This is a genomic window from Microbacterium sp. 2RAF4 (genome assembly GCF_052115285.1).
GTDB lineage: Bacteria > Actinomycetota > Actinomycetes > Actinomycetales > Microbacteriaceae > Microbacterium > Microbacterium oxydans.
Genome location: NZ_JBFRGI010000002.1, coordinates 725170 through 743463 on the forward strand (window position 1 = coordinate 725170; position 18294 = coordinate 743463).

At 69.6% G+C, this 18294-nt stretch carries 14 protein-coding genes; 2 read left to right on the forward strand and 12 right to left on the reverse strand.

The features are described 5' to 3' along the window. Positions 1–19 precede the first annotated feature (19 nt). Complete coding sequence (locus AB4070_RS07885) at positions 20–2818, forward strand: hypothetical protein (protein ID WP_441979612.1); 2799 nt, start codon at positions 20–22, stop codon at positions 2816–2818. Positions 2819–2844: 26 nt separating this feature from the next. Here the strand turns inward: AB4070_RS07885 and poxB are convergent, their stop codons facing one another. From poxB to gabT, 8 genes are all read right to left on the reverse strand, one after another. Then, positions 2845–4569 (reverse strand): ubiquinone-dependent pyruvate dehydrogenase, encoded by a 1725-nt coding sequence (gene poxB / locus AB4070_RS07890; RefSeq protein WP_441979613.1) that lies wholly within the window; start codon positions 4567–4569, stop codon positions 2845–2847. 63 nt (positions 4570–4632) lie between these two features. Further along, positions 4633–5070, reverse strand: coding sequence for a pyridoxamine 5'-phosphate oxidase family protein (locus AB4070_RS07895; RefSeq protein WP_441979614.1), 438 nt, complete (start codon positions 5068–5070; stop codon positions 4633–4635). A 111-nt stretch (positions 5071–5181) separates the two neighbouring features. Continuing rightward, positions 5182–6546 carry an NAD-dependent succinate-semialdehyde dehydrogenase gene (locus AB4070_RS07900; RefSeq protein WP_441979615.1) on the reverse strand — a complete coding sequence of 455 codons (1365 nt, stop codon included), beginning with the start codon at positions 6544–6546 and terminating at the stop codon, positions 5182–5184. Between the two features lie 57 nt (positions 6547–6603). After that, positions 6604–8070, reverse strand: a complete 1467-nt coding sequence (locus AB4070_RS07905) for an NAD-dependent succinate-semialdehyde dehydrogenase (RefSeq protein ID WP_378874271.1) — start codon at positions 8068–8070, stop codon at positions 6604–6606. 22 nt (positions 8071–8092) lie between these two features. Next, positions 8093–9640, reverse strand: coding sequence for an APC family permease (locus AB4070_RS07910; protein WP_046747856.1), 1548 nt, complete (start codon positions 9638–9640; stop codon positions 8093–8095). Continuing rightward, entirely contained in the window at positions 9640–10524 is an 885-nt protein-coding gene (locus AB4070_RS07915) for a universal stress protein (protein ID WP_441979616.1), read from the reverse strand. Before AB4070_RS07915 ends, AB4070_RS07910 begins: the two co-directional genes overlap by 1 nt. Continuing rightward, positions 10524–11906, reverse strand: coding sequence for a flavin monoamine oxidase family protein (locus AB4070_RS07920; protein ID WP_441979617.1), 1383 nt, complete (start codon positions 11904–11906; stop codon positions 10524–10526). The genes AB4070_RS07915 and AB4070_RS07920 overlap by 1 nt, the downstream gene beginning before the upstream one ends. A gap of 107 nt (positions 11907–12013) precedes the next feature. Next, complete coding sequence (gene gabT, locus AB4070_RS07925; protein ID WP_441979618.1) at positions 12014–13381, reverse strand: 4-aminobutyrate--2-oxoglutarate transaminase; 1368 nt, start codon at positions 13379–13381, stop codon at positions 12014–12016. A gap of 98 nt (positions 13382–13479) precedes the next feature. Here gabT and AB4070_RS07930 point away from each other — a divergent pair, with 98 nt between their 5' ends. Then, positions 13480–14988: a PucR family transcriptional regulator gene (locus AB4070_RS07930; RefSeq protein WP_441979619.1), complete on the forward strand. Its 1509-nt coding sequence runs from the start codon at positions 13480–13482 to the stop codon at positions 14986–14988. A gap of 6 nt (positions 14989–14994) precedes the next feature. Here the strand turns inward: AB4070_RS07930 and AB4070_RS07935 are convergent, their stop codons facing one another. The 4 genes from AB4070_RS07935 to phnC are packed head-to-tail and all read right to left on the reverse strand — an operon-like array spanning position 14995 to position 18293. Further along, positions 14995–15861 (reverse strand): MurR/RpiR family transcriptional regulator, encoded by an 867-nt coding sequence (locus AB4070_RS07935; RefSeq protein WP_441979620.1) that lies wholly within the window; start codon positions 15859–15861, stop codon positions 14995–14997. Continuing rightward, the gene (phnE, locus tag AB4070_RS07940) at positions 15848–16663 is read right to left on the reverse strand and encodes a phosphonate ABC transporter, permease protein PhnE (protein WP_151458798.1); all 816 of its coding nucleotides are present in this window, start codon (positions 16661–16663) and stop codon (positions 15848–15850) included. The genes AB4070_RS07935 and phnE (AB4070_RS07940) overlap by 14 nt, the downstream gene beginning before the upstream one ends. Further along, a complete protein-coding gene (gene phnE, locus AB4070_RS07945) occupies positions 16660–17472 on the reverse strand; it encodes a phosphonate ABC transporter, permease protein PhnE (protein ID WP_441979621.1) in 813 nt (270 codons plus the stop codon). Before phnE (AB4070_RS07945) ends, phnE (AB4070_RS07940) begins: the two co-directional genes overlap by 4 nt. Continuing rightward, positions 17469–18293 (reverse strand): phosphonate ABC transporter ATP-binding protein, encoded by an 825-nt coding sequence (gene phnC / locus AB4070_RS07950; RefSeq protein ID WP_441979622.1) that lies wholly within the window; start codon positions 18291–18293, stop codon positions 17469–17471. Before phnC ends, phnE (AB4070_RS07945) begins: the two co-directional genes overlap by 4 nt. Between the last annotated feature and the right edge of the window lies 1 nt (position 18294).

Genomic DNA, 18294 nt, shown 5'->3' on the forward strand with positions numbered 1-18294 from the left:
CTCCCGAAAGGCTTTGTCCATGGCACGTCCGAAGAAGCGCTTCCAGCAGCTGATCGAGGAGATCGATCGCACTCCCTGGGGTCCCGCAGAACAGGCTCTGGTCTCCGAGGCGGTGGCCCTCGCGGTGGAGATCGGCGACGAGCGGCTCGAGTACGAGGCCAGGATGCGCCAGACGGCCTCGGCGAACATGAACGGTGCGACCGACGTCATGCTCAACTCGTTCGCGTGGTGCCTCGCGCATCACGACGCGGACCCGCAGCGCTTCCCCGCCGACCTCGACAACGGCGGCGCCGATCTGATGTGGCAGTTCAAATGGATGGCCTCGTCGCTGCGGTCATCTCCGGCTTTCTCGCAGGAGCAGATCGCCGCCGTCCTGGACGACATGGAGTCGCACTACCGTGCCGCAGGTCTCGGCGTCAGCGGGGTGCTCACGGCTCGTTTCGAAGACGCCTGGGATGCCGGACGCATGGATGAGGCCGAGGCGCTCCGCGTGCAACTCGAAGCCACGCCGCGCGACGACCACAGCCACTGCGACGCGTGCGGGCGCAGCCAGTTCGCCGGATTCTTCGCCGACACCGATCGCGACGCCGAGGCGATCGTACTGGTCGAGGAGATGATCGAAGGAGGCTTCTCCTGCGGCGAGGAGCCGGAGCACGCACTGTCCCGCGTGCTGCTCCCCTATCTGCGCGCCGGACGCCTCGAAGAGGCGAAGACCGCGCACCTGCGCAGCTACCGCCTCGCCAAGGACAACCCCGACAACCTGCGCATCGTCGCCAACAACATCGTGTTCGCAGCCCTCACCGGGAACGAGGCGCGTGCTCTCGCCCTGGTCGAGAAGCACATCTCCTGGCTCGCGCACGACGGCCTGAACGTCGACGCGCACTTCGCCGCCCTCGCCGCCCTCGCCGTGGCGCTCGACCGCGTCACGGCAGCCGGGCACGGCGACACCCCGGTGCGCGGAGCCGACTCCCCCGCGCTCGTGCCGTTCTTCGGCGAGCACGACGGCGCCTGGGGCGCGGCCGACCTGGCTGCCGCCTCGTGGACCGCCGCAGAGCGGATCGGCCGAGGCTTCGACGAACGCGACGGCACCGAGGGCCACGCCCGCAGTCTGCAGCGGATGCGTGGACTCGCGAAGGAGAGCTACGACGTGCCGATCCGGTCCGACGCCTTCATCGCCCCTGCTTCCACCACCGCCCCGGTCGACGCGGAAGGCTGGTTCGAGCGCGCCATGCAGCTCGCGCAGTTCGGCGCCGAGCACGAGACGCTCGAAGCCCTGCCCCGTGCCCTCGAGGTCGAAGATCCCGCCAAGCGCGCCCAGCTGCTGTCCATGCGGCTGGGGATCCTGGTCGCACTGGAGCGCGCGGACGAGGCCCTGCAGCTGCTGCCGGAGCGCATCGCGGCACTGCGCGCCGCTGGGCACGAGACGCAGGCCGACCTCGAGGAGCGCATCGGACTCGCGACATTCGGCCTGAACACGCCGGAGACGACCGCCGCTCTGGAGGAGGCGATCGGCGCATCGGACGAACTTCCTGCGTGGACGCGCGGTGATCTCGCCATCAGCCGGGCGGCCCTGCACCTGCAGTCCGGCGAGCCGGACGCCGCACTGGACCACGCGGAGGTGGCCGCCCGGTCCTTCGCCGAAGCGGACGACACCCGCCTGACGAACACCACGACGCTGCTGGCCATCTCGGCCGTGCTGAGCAAGGGCGATCTCGAAGCCGGCAGCACATTGCTTGACCGCTTCCTCGCCCAGGACGACCTGAGCACGGGGCACCGCGCACAGGCACTGCAGACCCGCGCACGCGTGCGCGGTGGCACCAGCACCTATGCCGAGGGGGCGGTCGACGCCGACGAGTCCTGCCGCCTGCTCGCCGAGCTGGGGGCGACCCGTGCGCTCGGCGACGCCCACCTGCTCGCCGGCGCGCTCTGGGAAGACGCCGACGAGCCCGAGAAGGCCGTCTCGCGCTACCGCCTCGCCGCTCGTCTCGGCGGCGACGCAGGAGGCGACACGACCGGACTGGACTTCCGACTCGCCCGCGCCATGCTGCGGGTCGGTGATGCGGAGGAGGCCGCTGAACTCTTCGGAGACGTGCTGCAGCGCGAGGAGGAGGCCGACGTCCCCGCCGGTTCTCGGGCGATGACCGCTTCGATGCTCGCCCGCGCGTTGAGTGCGGCCGGGGAATTCGGCCAGTCGGTGGGAGCCCACGGCTACGCCTCCGAGCTGTTCGGGCAGGCCGAGGAGCACGCCGACCAGGCGATGGCGATGACGGAGCAGGCGAAGATCCTCGCGCGCTTCGACGAGCACGACGATGCGATCGCCCTGCTCGAATCCGCAGCCGAGACCGTCCGACGCGCGCCGGACGCCGTCGGAGCGCTCACCGAGGTGCTGCACAGCCTCGGGCAGGCCTACGGCGGGCGCGGCGACGAGCGGGCGTTCGCTCTCTTCGACGAAGTCGCCGCCGTCGCGCAGCAGCACGAAGCCGGGTGGCTGCTCGCCGATGTCACCGATTCACGGGCACGCGCTCTGGCTGAGCTCGGACGCATCGACGAGGCCGTGTCGGCCGCGCTCACCGCTGCCGACGGCTTCGCTGCGCTGGGAGACCTGGGCGCGGCCGGAGGCTCCGAGCTGTTCGCCGCGCGGGTGCTCGCCGGCAACGACCGCTCAGCCGACGCCGTGCCGGTGTACCGCAGTGCGATCGATCACGCGGCCGGCCACCCGCCTCTCCTGCAGGTCGCGGCCCTCGAGCTCGGCAACGTGCTCGAGGCGCTCGGTCGGCACGGCGAGGCCGCCGAGATCCGCGCCCACCTGGAGAGCTGAGCATCGGATCCCGGCGTGGTGCCGGCTCAGAAGAGCTGGCGCCAGTTCGCCTTCGCGAGGTCGAGAAGTTCGTCCCCACGCCCGGACATCACGGTGCGGATCGCGTAGAGCGCGAAGCCCTTGACCTGCGCGGCCTCGATCGCCGGCGGCATGGACAGCTCCTGACGCTCTGTGACCACGTCGAGCAGGGCAGGACCGTCGTGAGCGAGCACCTCGCGCACGGCATCGGGGAGGTCTTCGCTGCGCTCCACACGGCGGGCGAAGATGCCCATGGCCTCGGCGATCGCGGCGAAGCTGGGGTTGTCCAGCCCGGTGCCGTAGGTGACGAAACCGGCGGCCTTCATCTCGAGCTCGACGAAGTTCAGTGACGAGTTGTTGACCACGATCGTCTTCACCGGCAGCTTGTTCTGCGTCAGCGTGAGCAGCTCACCGAGCATCATCGCCAGTCCGCCATCGCCAGCGAGTGCGACGACCTGACGGTCGGGGTGGGCGACCTGGGCCCCGATGCCGTGCATGAGCGCGTTCGCCATGGAGCCGTGCGTGAAGGAGCCGATCAGGCGCCGGTTCACGGTCATCGAGAGGTAGCGCGCCGCCCACACGGTCGGCGACCCGACATCGGCGGTGAAGATCGCGTCATCGGTGGCGTACTCGTCCAGGAGCCTGGCGAGGTACTGCGGATGGATGGGGCGCTTCCCCTTCGCCGGCACCGCCAGCTCGTCGAGCTTCTTGCGGGTCTTGCGGTAGTGCGCGATCGCGTCGTCGAGGTGGCCGCGGTCGTCCTTGCGCGCGATCCGCGGCAGCAGCGCCTCGGCCGTGGCCCGGACGTCGCCGACCAGTCCCAGATCGAGCGGATGCCGTTTGCCGAGTTGTGCGCCGCGGATGTCGACCTGGATCGTCGTGGCACCGTCGGGGTAGAACTGCTCGTACGGGAAGTCGCTGCCGAGCACGAGCAGCGCGTCGGCGGCCTCCATCGCTCGGTAACCCGACGCGAATCCGAGCAGTCCCGTCATCCCGACATCGAAGGGGTTGTCGTATTCGATGAACTCCTTGCCACGAAGGGCATGGACGATGGGAGCACCCAGCTTGTCGGCGAGCGCGATCACCTCGTCATGCGCGCCTTCGACCCCTGCGCCGGCCAGGATCGTGACGTTCTTCGCCGCGTTCAGCAGCGTCGCCGCCTTCTCGAGCTCTGCGCCGTTGGGGACCACCACGGGTCGGGCCCGCTCGATCACGACGGCGCGGTCGTCGGCGATGTCGGCGAGGGCGACGTCGCCGGGGATCACGAGAACAGCGACACCGCGCTCCTCGATCGCTGCGCGCATGGCGATCTCCATCAGGCGCGGCATCTGCTTCGGGTCGGCGACGTACTCCACGTACACGCTGCACTCGCGGAAGAGCTCCTGCGGGTGCGTCTCCTGGAAGTACCCGGTGCCGATCTCGGTCGTGGGGATGTGCGCGGCGATCGCGAGCACGGGGACGCGGGAGCGGTTCGCGTCGTACAGGCCGTTGATGAGATGCAGGTTTCCCGGCCCGCAGGAGCCCGCGACGACGGCGAGCTCGCCCGTGGTGGCGGCGTCGGCGGCGGCGGCGAAGGCGGCGGACTCCTCGTGCCGCACATGCACCCAGCGGATCGTGCCGTCCTTGCGCAGCGCATCCGTGAAGCCGTTCAACGAGTCCCCGGGAATGCCGTAGACACGGTCGATCCCGTTGGCGTGCAGAGTCTTGACGATGTTCTCAGCGACGTTTGCCATGCTTCGACCCTACGCCCGGGTGCGGGTTCGAGGCGCGGAGCAGGGCGATGAGCAGACGACCGCTCAGTACTCCTGGGGGCCGTCGCGCTCGGGCTCGGCGCTGCGGCGGAACGCGCGCCCGGAGACCGAGGTCGGGGCGACACGCACGTAGACCCGCTTGAGGGTGGGTATCCACGGGCGAAGGCCGGCCGCGTCCGCCCTGTGCACGTCGGCGTCCGACTCCAACGCGCTCGCGTGGCCTCTCACGATCACGCTCCAGGCATCCGTGTCGGTATGGTCGTCGACCTCGAACAGCACATCCGTGTTCACCGTGAGCTCGAACAGCTTGCTGCCCGGAGCGGTGCGGAACAGGATGCCGTCGCCGTCCACCACGAAGTTCACGGGGAAGATGTCGATCGTCTCGCCCACATGGGTGACGAGTCGTCCGAGCTCCTGCGTGCGGAGCCGCTCCCAGCTCTGTTCGGTGGTCAGCGTCTCGATGGGGTCGGTGTGCGCGCTCATGCCGCCATTGTCCCTCACCCGGTGTCCCCGCCGACAGGGCATCCGTCCCGCAACACGAGGCGGGCATGCGGACGGCCCCTCGCGCTCTGCGAGGGGCCGTCCGTCGTACGATCAGCCGATGCGGATGAGCTTCTTGTTGACGAACTCGTCCGCGGCCAGGTGGCCCAGCTCACGGGCGGTGCCGCTGCGCTTGACGCCGCCGAACGGCAGCTCGGGGCTGTCCGCCAGCACGAGGTTGACGTACACCATACCGGCCTCGATCTTGTCGGCCACGCGCTCGGCCTGCTCGGCGTCCGTCGTGAAGACGTAGGAGCCGAGACCGAAGGTCGTGTCGTTCGCGAGCTCGACCGCCGCATCCTCGTCCGCCACCCGGTAGACGACGGCGGCGGGGCCGAAGAGCTCCTCGCGGTAGACGTTCATCTCGGGCGTCACATCGGCCAGCACGGTCGGGGCGAAGAACGCACCGTCGCGGGTGCCGCCGGTGAGCAGTGTGGCACCCTGTTCGACGGCCTGGTCGATCTGCTTCTGCAGGTTCTCCGCCGCGGTCTCGGAAGACACCGGACCGAGCACCGTGTCGTCGCGCATGGGGTCGGTCGCCTCGACAGCCGCCATCGCCGCCGTGAACTTCTCCACGAACGCGTCGTAGAGGTCGTCGACGACGATGAAGCGCTTGGCGCCGTTGCAGGCCTGGCCGTTGTTGTCCAGACGAGCATCGACGCCGGCCTGGACGGTGGCGTCGAGGTCGTCGGTCGACAGCACGATGAAGGGGTCGGAGCCGCCCAGCTCCAGCGCGACCTTCTTGAGGTTGCGACCGGCGATCTCGGCGACGGCCGCCCCTGCGCGCTCGGAGCCGGTGAGGGAGACGCCCTGCACGCGCGGGTCGGCGATCATCGTCGCGATCTGCTCGTTCGTGGCCAGCACGTTCTGGTACGCGCCCTTCGGGAAGCCGGCATCGTGATAGATCTTCTCGATCGCCGTCGACGACTCCGGGCACTGCGGTGCGGGCTTGAGCAGGATCGTGTTTCCCACGATCAGGTTGGGAGCCGCGAAGCGCACGATCTGATACGCCGGGAAGTTCCACGGCATGATGCCGACGAGCGGGCCGAGCGAGGAGCGACGGATGATGGCCGACCCCTCCCCCAGGATCGCGATCGGCTGGTCGGCCATGATCGATTCCGCCTGGTCGGCGTAGTACTCGGCGATGTCCGCGGCGAAGTCGACCTCGCCGAGAGCGGCCTCGCGGGGCTTGCCCATCTCGCGCACGAAGATGTCGGCGAGCTCCTCGCGGCGCTCCCGGTGCAGCTCGGCCGCACGGCGGACGAGGGCCGCTCGCTCGGCGACCGTCGACGAACGCGACCACCCGCGGTGGGCTTCGTCGGCCGCGGCCACGGCCTCTTCGATCTGAGCGTCGGTGAAGGTGTCGAAGGACGCCAGCGTCTCTCCGGTGGCGGGGTTGATGACGGCGTAGTCGGTCATGACATGTCCTCTCGTTGGGTGATGCGGGGCCCGACGGCGCAGGCCCCGCATCGGGAATCAGGAGACCGGGATCAGCGTGTACTTGGTGGACAGGTACTCGTGGATGCCCTCGAAGCCGCCCTCGCGGCCGACGCCGGACTGCTTGACGCCGCCGAAGGGCGCGGCCGCATTGGAGACCACTCCCACGTTGAGACCCATCATGCCGGTCTCGAGCCCGTCGATCATCCGCTGCCCGCGCTGCAGGTTCTCGGTGAAGACGTAGGACACGAGTCCGTACTCGGTGTCGTTCGCCAGGCGCACGGCCTCCTCCTCGGTCTCGAAGGTCGCGATCGCGAGCACCGGTCCGAAGATCTCCTCGCGGAGGATCGCGCTTCCGGCGACCACGTCGGTGAGCACGGTGGGCTCGTAGAACGTGCCGGTGCCCTCGACGGCCTTGCCGCCGGCGAGCAGGGTCGCACCGCGTTCGACCGCATCGTCCACGAGCTCGCCGGCCTTGGCCACGGCGTCCTCGTCGATGAGCGGGCCGATCGCCACGCCCTCTTCCGTGCCGCGGCCGATCTTCATGCCGTTGACACGCTCGGTCACGCGCTTGGCGAATTCGCCGGCGACGTCCTTGTGCACGATGAAGCGGTTGGCGGCCGTGCAGGCCTGGCCGATGTTGCGGAACTTCGCGGCCAGCGCGCCGTCGACGGCCTTGTCGAGGTCAGCGTCGTCGAACACCACGAACGGGGCGTTGCCGCCGAGTTCCATCGACACGCGCAGCACGCCTTCGGCCGCCTGGGCGATGAGCTTGCGGCCCACCTCGGTCGACCCGGTGAAGGAGAGCTTGCGCAGGCGCGGGTCGGCGATGATGGGTGCCGACAGCGCACTGGACTTCGACGTCTGCACGACGTTCACGACACCGGCGGGGAGCCCTGCCTGCTCGAGCAGCGACACGAAGTACATGGTCGTCAGGGGCGTGAGTGCCGGGGGCTTGATCACGACGGTGCAGCCCGCTGCGAGTGCCGGGGCGATCTTCCGGGTGGCCATGGCGAACGGGAAGTTCCACGGCGTCACGAAGAACGACGGTCCGACCGGGCGCTGTGACACGACCATGTGGCCGGTGCCCTCGGGGTTGATGCCGTAGCGACCGCTGATGCGCACGGCCTCCTCGCTGAACCAGCGCAGGAACTCCCCGCCGTAGCCGACCTCGCCGCGTGCTTCGGCGAGCGGCTTGCCCATCTCGAGCGTCATGAGAAGGGCCAGATCCTCCTTGTGCTCCTGCACGAGGTCGAAGGACTTGCGGAGGATCTCGCTGCGCACGCGCGGAGCCGTCGCGGCCCAGGCGTCCTGGGCGGCGACGGCGGCGTCGAGAGCGCGGATGCCGTCGCCGGGCGTCGCGTCGGCGATGGTGCGGATCACGGCACCGGTCGCGGGGTCCTTCACGTCGAAGGTGCCTCCGGTCTCGCCGTCGATCCACTGGCCCCCGATGAAGAGTCCGGTGGGGATGCTGTCCAGGAGCGCCTGTTCGGTCTGAGTGCTCATGATTCTCTTTCTGTGAGGAGGGCTAGGAGCGCTTGCGTCGGCTGGGCGGTGCGTCGATGCCCAGGGTCTGTCCGCGGAAGAAAGCGGGCCGTCTGATCGCGTTCCAGATCATGACGACGATGCCGACGACGATGATCAGCATGCCGAGGATGAACACGATGCCGACCCCGCCGATCTGCGAGCCGGAGCCGTAGGCCGGGTCCATCGAGTCGATCAGGGTGGTGAAGAACAGCACCGCGAGGATCGCGCCGCCGACCAGCGGGAACAGGAACGTGAAGAAGAAGTTCCGCGTCGAGTCGAACCACTGCTTGCGGAAGTACCAGACGCAGGCGAATGCGGTGATCCCGTAGTAGAAGCAGATCATCATGCCGAGCGTCAGGATGGTGTCCCACAGCGTGTCCTCGCTGACGATGCGCATCACGGCGTAGAAGGCCGATGCCACGATGGCGGAGGCGATGGTCGCGTATCCCGGGGTGAAGAACCGCGGGCTGACCTTCGCGAACGACTTGGGCAGTGCGCCGTAGTGCCCCATCGCCAGCAGGGTGCGCGCAGGACCCACGAACGTGGACTGCAGCGACGACGCCGAACTGGTCAGCACCGCGAGCGACACGAGGAACGCGAGCGGACCGAGGATCGGGCCGGAGAGGTGGAAGAACACGTTCTCCTGGATGTCCTCGTTGCCAAGGCCCAGCGCCCCCGTGCCGACGCCGGCGAACATGATCATCGCGACCGCCAGCAGCAGGTACAGGGAGACGATCATGAGCACCGTGACGGTGGCGGCGCGCCCCGGGGTCTTCTCCGGGTCCTTGGTCTCCTCGTTCATGGTGAGGGTGACGTCCCAGCCCCAGAAGATGAAGATCGAGAGCGAGAGACCGGCGGCCACCGCGCTGAACGAGGAGATCGCGAACGGGTTGAACCATCCCAGGTCGAACGGCTGGTAGTCGAAGCCGTTGCCGTTCACCGCCTGCACGATCGCGGCGCCGGCGAAGAACAGCAGCACGAGGATCTGGAAGCTGACGAGCCAGTACTGCAGCTTCTGCGTCGTCTGCATGTCGCGGTACGAGATCCACGTCGCGCCGAGCATGAACAGCAGGCACACGCCGATGTTGATCCAGGTGACGCTCGCGAGGGAGGCGATGTCGGGATTGCCCGTGATCTGCGAGATCAGGAGGAACAGGAAGTCGACCGCGATGCCGGCGAGGTTGGACAGCACGAGGATCGTGGCGACCACCAGGCCCCAGCCCGCCATCCAGCCGACCCACGGACCGAAGGCCCGGGCCGCCCAGGTGAACGAGGTGCCCGAGTCGGGCATCCGGTTGTTGAGCTCGCGGTAGCCGAAGGCGACCAGGAGCATCGGGATGAACCCGACGAGGATGATCGCCGGGATCTGAGACCCGACGGTGGAGGCCACGGGTCCGACGGCCGCCGTGAACGTATAGGCGGGCGCGATGCACGAGATGCCGATCACGACCGCGCCGATCAGGCCGACCGTTCCGGCGCTCAGGCCCTTGGTGGAGATCCCGGTGGTGACGCCGGATTCGGGCTCCGTCGCCCGGTGGGTGCTGCTCATCAGCGTTCTCCTGCTTCGTTGCGGGTGCGCGGGACGACGATCATGGGGACGGGCAGGACGTGCAGCATCTTCGCCGCCGTGGAGCCCAGGAACAGACGGCGCGGCTGTGCCAGACGGCTCGATCCGACCAGGATGACCTCACCGGGAAGCCAGGAGAGGTTCGCGACCGCGTCCTCGACCGTGTCGCCTGGGGCCTTCTCGACCGCGGCGGTGCGACCGTCCGGAAGCAGCTCGGTCGCCATCGCGAGCACCTCTTGACCGTGCGTGTCGCCCACGGTGCGGATGGCTCCCGTGTCGAGGCCGGGCGGCACGTCGAACGGCACGAGGGAGACGAGTCGCAGATCGACACCGCTGTCTCCGGCGAGCGACACCGCTTCGTCGAGCAGCGCGTCCGCGCCAGGCCGCGAGCCGACCGCGACCGTGACGCGCGGGATGATGTGGTCGTCCTGCTGCGCCGTGCCGACGGGCGCCAGGGCCACCGGAATGGTCGACGAGTGCAGCAGCTCGGAGGCCACGCTGCCGAGACGGTGGCGCCCGAAGATGCCTCCGCCCGCCGCGCCGATCACGATCAGACGTGCGCCGAACTCCTCACCGGCGGCGATGAGCCCCTCGGCGAACGACTCGGAGAAGCGGACGTGTCCGCTGCGGATCAGTTCCTGCGGCAACCGGACGACCGCGTCGCCGAGCCACTTCTTGGCCTGTGAGCGGATGTGCTCCTCGTATGCGCGCTCCGGCGGAACGGCGGCACTGCGCGTGCCCTCGTTCGGCAGCACGATCACCAGGTGCAGGGTCGCCCCCAGGCTGCGGGCGATGCGCGCACCCAGCGCTGCGGCATCAGCGCCCGCGTCCGTCGCCGTGTATCCGACGACGACCGACCCGGTCATCAGCTGCTGCTCTCGACAGCGCCGGCCTCACGACTCGCATCGACGATGTTGGAGGCGACGAGGTGTCCCATCCGGATCGCGCCGTCGACGTGCTGGTACCCGGCGCCGGCCATGTCGCTGCACGCGAAGTGGATCGGTCCGACCGCGGTGCGCAGGTCGGCACCGTAGCGGTGCAGGCCGCCCATGTCGAAGCTGGCGGCGTAGGCGCCGCGCGTCCACTCCTCGCTGCCCCAGTCGCTCTCGTAGTAGACGACCGGGTTCTTGGCCTCGGGGCCGTAGTAGTGCGAGAGCGACTCGAGGATGCGCTCCTTGCGCTCCTCGGCAGAGAGCTCGAAGACACCGTCGGCGTTGGCGTCGGAGACGAAGCCCACCAGAGTGCCGCGCTCATCGCCGTGGTTCGTGTTGTCGTATGCCTCATGCGCGAGCTCGTACGGGCTGAACGCGGTGCCGCTGAGGCCCTGCTCACGCCAGAACGGCCGGTCGTAGACGGCGTGCACCTTGATCACGAAGCCCATCGAGAGGTGCTGGTGCAGCTGGTGCTGGCGGCGCGGCAGCGGCGGGTCGAACGAGATGCGGCTGTAGAGCACCGGGGCGTGCGCGAGGATCGCGTGGCGGGCGCGCACCGTGAGCTCGTCGGTGGTGGCGACCACGCCTGCATCCGACCACTCGAGGCGGCGGACGGGCTGGTTCAGCAGCACGTCGTCGCCCAGACGCTCGGCGAGGCGCAGCGGCACCTGCTGGAGCCCGCCAACGACGCGCTTGTCGAGGATGAAGTCTGCGTCGACCAGGTTCGAGTAGGAACCGGCGGACGCGGCCATCAGGAGCGACTGCAACAGCGAGAACGAGTGCGTGGGCTTGGTGAGCATCGCGGACCCCGTGGCGAAGGCCAGGTTGCGCACGGCCTCGTCGTCGTCGGTCTGCGAACGCAGCCAGGCATCCCAGGTGATGGAGTCCCATTCCTCGGCCTTGGGGTGCGCCCATGGCTGATCGGGGTCGATCTCCGCGACCAGCGCGTCGAGGATGCCGGTGATGCGGGCGATCACGGCCTCGGTCTCCGGCGAGACGGGGAACATCTCACCCGTGAAGCGGTGGGTCTTCCCGTCGGGGCCGACGTAGATGCTGTCGCCCTCGCGGTAGCGGCTGTAGGTCTCGAGGCCCAGCTCCTCGATCGCGTCCTTGAGCGCGTCCTGGTCGGGCGAGACCCACTGGCCGCCGATCTCGAGCATGGCGCCGTCGATCACGTCGGTCCACAGGCGCCCGCCCACACGGTCGCGCGCCTCCAGCACGGCGACCGAAAGGCCGGCCTTGCGCAGGTCGTTCGCAGCCGTGAGCCCTGCGGCTCCGGCACCGATGATGAGTACGTCGCGGGTGATCTCAGACATCTGCAACTCCTTCGTTGGGGGAAGTAGTGCCGGTCGCGACCCGAAATCCCCCGATTGGGGTCGCGACCGGACAGGGGGCCAGGCCGCGCGGGAGCGCGGCCCGCATGTTATTCGGCGGCTGCGGCCAGCGCAGCGGCCACGATGTCGAGTCCTTCGTTCAGCAGGTCGTCGCCGATCGAGAGCGGAGGAAGGAAGCGGATGACGTTGCCGTAGGTGCCGCAGGTGAGGACGATGACGCCCTGCGCGATGCACGCCTTCGCGACGGCCGCCGTGAGAGCGGCGTTCGGTGCCTTCGTCTCGGGGTCCACGAACTCGGCGGCGATCATGGCGCCGTGGCCGCGGACGTCTCCGACGCGGGGGTCGTTCTGCTGGATCGTGGTGAGGCGGTCGATGAGGATCGTGCCGATCTCGCGCGCCCGCTCGATCACGCCGTCGTTCTCGAACACGTCGATCGAGGCGAGGGCCGCAGCGCAGGCGATCGGGTTGCCGCCGTAGGTGCCGCCGAGACCGCCGGAGTGCGAGGCGTCCATGATCTCGGAGCGACCGGTGACGGCGGCGAGCGGGAGGCCGCCGGCGATGCCCTTGGCCGTGGTGATCAGGTCGGGCTCGATGCCGAAGATCTCGCTCGCGAACATGTGGCCGGTGCGGGCGAAGCCGGTCTGCACCTCGTCGGCGATGAAGACGACGCCGTTCGCGCGGCACCAGTCGACGATCGCGGGGAGGAAGCCGTCGGCGGGGACGATGAAGCCGCCCTCGCCCTGGATGGGCTCGATGATGACCGCGGCCAGGTTGTCGGCACCGATCTGCTTCTCGAGCTGCAGGATCACGCGGGCCGCGGCCTCGCGCCCGTCGAGTCCGTCGCGGAAGGGGTACGACATCGGCGCGCGGTACACCTCGGGGGCGAACGGGCCGAAACCGCTCTTGTACGGCATCGACTTCGCGGTGAGCGCCATGGTGAGGTTCGTGCGGCCGTGGTAGCCGTGGTCGAACGCGACGACCGCCTGGCGACCGGTGTGCTTGCGGGCGATCTTGATCGCGTTCTCTACCGCTTCGGCGCCCGAGTTGAACAGGGCGCTCTTCTTGGCGAAGTCGCCGGGAGTGACGCGGTTGAGTGCTTCGGCGACGCCCACGTAGGACTCGTACGGCGAGATCATGAAGCAGGTGTGCGTGAACTGCGCGGCCTGAGCGGCGACGGCCGCGGCGACCTTGGGGTGCGCGTTGCCCACCGTGGTCACGGCGATGCCGGAGCCGAGGTCGATGAGCGAGTTGCCGTCGGCGTCGACGACCACTCCGCCACCCGCGGCGACGGCGGCGATCGGAACCGTGTGTCCGACACCGGCGGCGACGGCGTCCGCCTTGCGCGCGAGGATCTCGGCCGAACGGGGGCCGGGGAGGTCCGTGACCAGGCGACGCTCCTGCGGGAGGTCGGGTCCGCCGAGAGGGACTGCGGGAGCTGCGGTGTCGAGGAGTGCCATGTTCGCGAGCGTACGGCGGTGACCGAGACGGCTGCATTCACCGATCTGTACAATCTGTAGGATCAGTTCGCCTGCGTGTACAAGATCCGGAGAATGCCATGGCCGCCACCGCCCAGCCGACCCTGCGCGCGCTGCTGCAGCGTCGTGACCTCGGGCTCTCGCTGGTGCCTCGCGAAGCCGACATCCCGGAAGGCGCCCTCGACAGGCCCCTGCGCTGGGTGCACAGCTCTGACCTCGCCGACCCGACCCCGTTCCTCTCCGAAGACCTGGCGCTGCTGACCACCGGGACGCAGTTCGACGAGGCTGCGAGCATCGACACGTATGTCGGGCGGCTCGCAGACCGCGGTGTGATCGGCCTGGGGTTCGGTACCGAGGTGCATCGCTCAGGGATCCCCGACGAGCTCGTCGAGGCCTGCGCCGTACACGGGATGCCCCTGTTCGCCGTGCCGTATCGCACCCCGTTCATCGCCGTCGCGCGTGCGCACTCCGAGGCCATCGCGGCTCAGGCCTATGCACGACGGTCCTGGGCGCTCGACACGCAGCGCGCCCTGGCCCTCGCCGCCCTCCGTCCGCACGGCCTCGACGCGACGATCGCGGAGCTCGGGCGTCGGCTCGACGTCTGGTCGGGTATGTTCGACGCCGCCGGAGCGCTCACGTTCGCCCACCCGCGTGACGCCGTGGACGCGCGGGTGCTCGAGGAGCTCGGCTCCCGCGTGGTGGAGATCCTCACGCGGGGACTCGAGGCCGGACAGTCGCTCAGCATCGAAGGTCACTCGTTCATGCTGTTCACGGTGGGCCGCGGCGGACACCTGCGCGGTGTCATCGCCCTGGCCATCGAGACGCTCGACCCCGAAGCGCGCTCGGTCGTGACCTCGGTCATCGCCATGGCGGGACTCGCGATGGAGCAGAGCGAGCAGCTGGCCCGCAGCCGACGCCGCCTGCACACCCAGCTCCTCGCCTCCCTTCTCGCCGACGACCCCTCGCTCGCCAGACGAGTGCTGGGAAGCCTGCCGCCCGCGCCCGTGCTCGTCGCGGTCGCGGCCGACGCCCCTGCGGGCCCTCTGGCCGACTGGTGGGAGCGGCACCGCTCCGAACACGGCACCTCCTTCTTCCTGGCCGAGTCGGAGGACGGCATCACGATGTGCGTGTCCGTCGCCGACGAGGGGCTGCTCGACGAGGTCGCAGGACGGTTCGGCATCCGCATCGGCGTCTCCGATTCGGAGGGCTACGATTCGTTCGCCCGTGCCCATGCGCAGGCACTCACCGCACTGCGCCAGCAGGGCTCGCACGGGACCGCCCGATACGCCGACACCGTGGGGTCGAGCATCCTCACCGCCCTCGCGACCGACGAGGCGCGCCTGGTAGCCGAGTCCCGCCTCGCCCCGGTACGCGAGCACGATGCCCGCACCGGCGCCGACCTCGAGCACGCGTTGCGCACCTGGCTCGAGCACGACGCGAAGGCCGAATCCGCCGCGAACGCTCTCGGGGTGCACCGACACACCCTGCGCACCCGCATCGCCCAAGCCGGCGCACTGCTCGACGTCGACCTGTCGACCTTCCCCGCCCGCGCCGAGCTCTGGACCATCCTGCAGACCGCCAGGGATTGATGCCGCTCAGTCGCCGGGGCCCTCGCCGAGGTTGGCGGACACGACCTCGAGGGCATGGGCCCGCGCCTGCACGGCCTCCGCGCCTCGTTCGGCGGTCACGGCGGCGGCGAACACCTCGGTGAACACGAGGTACGCCACACGGGAGGTGTGTTCGAGTTCGTCGCGGAAGCTCGCGCCGGTCGGCGCGATCACGAGCGACAGCGACGCGACCTCGGTCAAGGCGGACGAGGCGAACGATGTCAGGGCGATGACCGTCGCGCCACCCCGCGCGGCCGCCGTCGCGACCCTCAGGCTCGCCTCGTTCGCCCCCGAACCGCTCACCACGAGGCACACGTCGTCGTCGGTGAGGTGGCGGGCCGCGATCTGCTGGGCGATGGCGTCGGCGATGAACTCCGCCGACCGTCCGGCCGCGGTCAGTCTCATGGCGAGGTCGTTGGCGATCGGCGACGACAGCCCGTTCGCGAGCACGAGCAGGCGACGGGCGGATGCCGAGAGACGCACGGCCTCGGCGACCGCATCCGGGTCGAGCAGGCTGGCGAGGGTCGGCAGGGAGCCGGCCAGACGATCGATCTCACCCCGCATGCGGCCGAGCACGCCGGGACCGTGGTCGACGGCCGCCTCTCCTGGTGCGCTGCCGAGCTCCGCGGCGAGCGCCACGCGCAGCTGCGGATACCCCCGGTAGCCGACGCCCTGGCAGGTGCGGACCACGGTGGCCCGTCCGACGCCGGCCCGATCGGCGAGTTCCTGTGCCGTCCACTCCACCACGTCGTCGGCTGATCCGACGATCAGCTCGGCGACGCGGCGCTCGGCCGGCTGCAGGGTGTTGAGCACGGCCGAGATGCGTGCGGTGGGCGGGGCGCTAGGCGAGAACACGGGCTCGGGCTCCCTCCATGATGCGGCGGCGGATCGCACCGGATGCCGCGTCGATCAGCATCGTCACCACGACGACCACGATGAGCAGGACACCCACCGTCGACCACTCACGGTACTGGGTGTACGAGGTGAGCATGTCGCCGATTCCGCCGACGCCGATGAGTCCGAGCACGGCCGACGAGCGCACGTTGATCTCGAAGCGGTACAGCCAGAACGACCAGAACGCGGGTTCCGCCTGCGGCCACACACCCCAGCGCAGCACCTGGAGGGTACCGCCGCCTGCCGCGCGTGCCGCCTCGATCGGTCCGCGCGGCACAGCCTCGACGGCTTCGTACCCCCACTTGCCAAGGGTGCCGATGCCGTTGATCGCGAGGGCGAGCGCTCCCGTGAACGGGGTCAGACCGGTGACGGAGAGGATCACGATCGCGATGATGATCTCCGGCACTGCCCTGATCAGCGAGAACAGCCCGCGCAGGAGCGCCCGCAGCCAGGCGGGCCCGAATCCGCGTGCGGCGAGCAGGCTCAGCGGGGTCGCGAGCAGGATGCCGAGGATCGTGCCGACCCAGGCCATCTCGATGCTCCGCCACGTCTGCCACAGCGCTTCCGGCAGCTTCTCCCAGTTCGGATCGGCGAACATCAGGAACGTGTATCGGACGATCTCGGCCGGAAGGTCGGCGAGACGCGACCAGTCGATGTCGATGGACCAGAACGCGAGCACGACGATGCCGGTGACGAGGGCCCATCCGGCGATCAGCCAGGGCCGGCGGGGCTTGGCGGGGATGCCCGTGAGAGCCGCGCTCATACGAGCCTCCGCCGGATGGCGTCCGAGACGAGATCGATCACGATGACGACGATGAGGATCTCCAGGATGATGAGCGAGAGCTGGTCGTATCGGTAGAAGGAGCGCACCGCGTCGATCAGCAGTCCCATGCCGCCGGCCCCGACGAGACCGAGCACGGTCGAGGCGCGCACGTTCAGCTCGAACACGTAGAGCGTCTGGTTGGCGAACGCCGGCCATGCATCGGGCAGGGCGAGCGTGCGGTTGATCCTGGTCTGCGTGGCGCCGACCGCGCGTCCCGCCTCGAGGGGGCCGCGGTCGTTGGTGTCGATGGCCTCGGAGACGAGCTTGACGATGATGCCGACGTTGAACAGCAGCAGCGCGAGGATTCCGGGAAGCGCGCCGACCCCGACCATCGCGACCAGGATCGCCGCGTACAGCAGGTCGGGCACGCTGCGGATGACGTTGAGGATACCGCGCACGGCGATGCGCGCCGGGGTGTGGGGGTTGGTGGCGCGCGCGGCCCAGAAGCTGAGCGGCAGCGAGACGGCTGCCCCGATGGCGGTGGCGATGACGGCCATCTGCAGCGTCTCGATGAGGGGTGCGACGGTGCGAGGGAAGAAGCTCCAATCGGGCAGGAGCAGCTTCACGATCTTGTCGGCGCCGTTCTGCCAGTTCCGCGCGATGGCCGAGAAGTCGACGCCGATGCCGATCACCGGCAGGCACATCACGACCGTGACCGCGACGACGGCGATCAGGATGGTGGGGCCTCTCCACGCCCCGCGCGGGCGGGCGGGGATGTCGAGGACGGTCGGGGACGGAGTACCGCTCATGCGTCCAGCCGGTCGTCGGAGGTGAGCGAGCGGCCGTAGATGCTCTCGAAGTCGGCATCCGTCGCACTGCCCGCCGGTCCGTCGTAGACGATCTCCCCGGCACGCATGCCGATCATCCGCGCTCCGTACTCACGGGCGAGGTCGAGCAGATGCAGGTTGACGACGACGGTGATCCCGAGGTCGCGGTTGATCCGGCGCAGATCGTTCATCACCCCGTGCGCGGTGGGCGGATCGAGGCTGGCCACCGGCTCGTCGGCGAGGACGATGCGGGGCTCCTGGGCGAGGGCGCGGGCGATCGCAACACGCTGCTGCTGGCCGCCCGAGAGCTCGGAGGCACGGGAGTACAGCTTCGGGAGGATGGCCACGCGATCGAGCGCCTGGTAGGCGAGCTGCTTGTCCGCTTCGGGGTAGACACCGAGCAGCGTGCGCCAGAGCGGCGTGTGGGCGAGGCGTCCGACGAGCACGTTCTGCAGCACGCTCGCGCGGCCGGCGAGGTTGAACCCCTGGAAGACCATGCCGATGTCGCCGCGGAGGCGACGGAGCGTGCGCGGCGAGGCGCCGCTCACCCGGTGCTCCCCCACGTCGAGCGTGCCGCTCGTGACGGGCACGAGACCGTTGATCGTCCGGATGAGGGTCGACTTGCCCGAGCCGGAGAGCCCGACGACGACGACCATCTCGCCGGCGTCGATGTCGAGTGACACCCGGTTCAGGCCGATCGTGCCGTTCGGGTACCGCACCGTGACCTCGTCGAGGCGGATGGACCACGGCGTGGACGCCGCAGCCGGAGCTGCGGCGTCCACGTGCTGGATCTGATCGGACAAT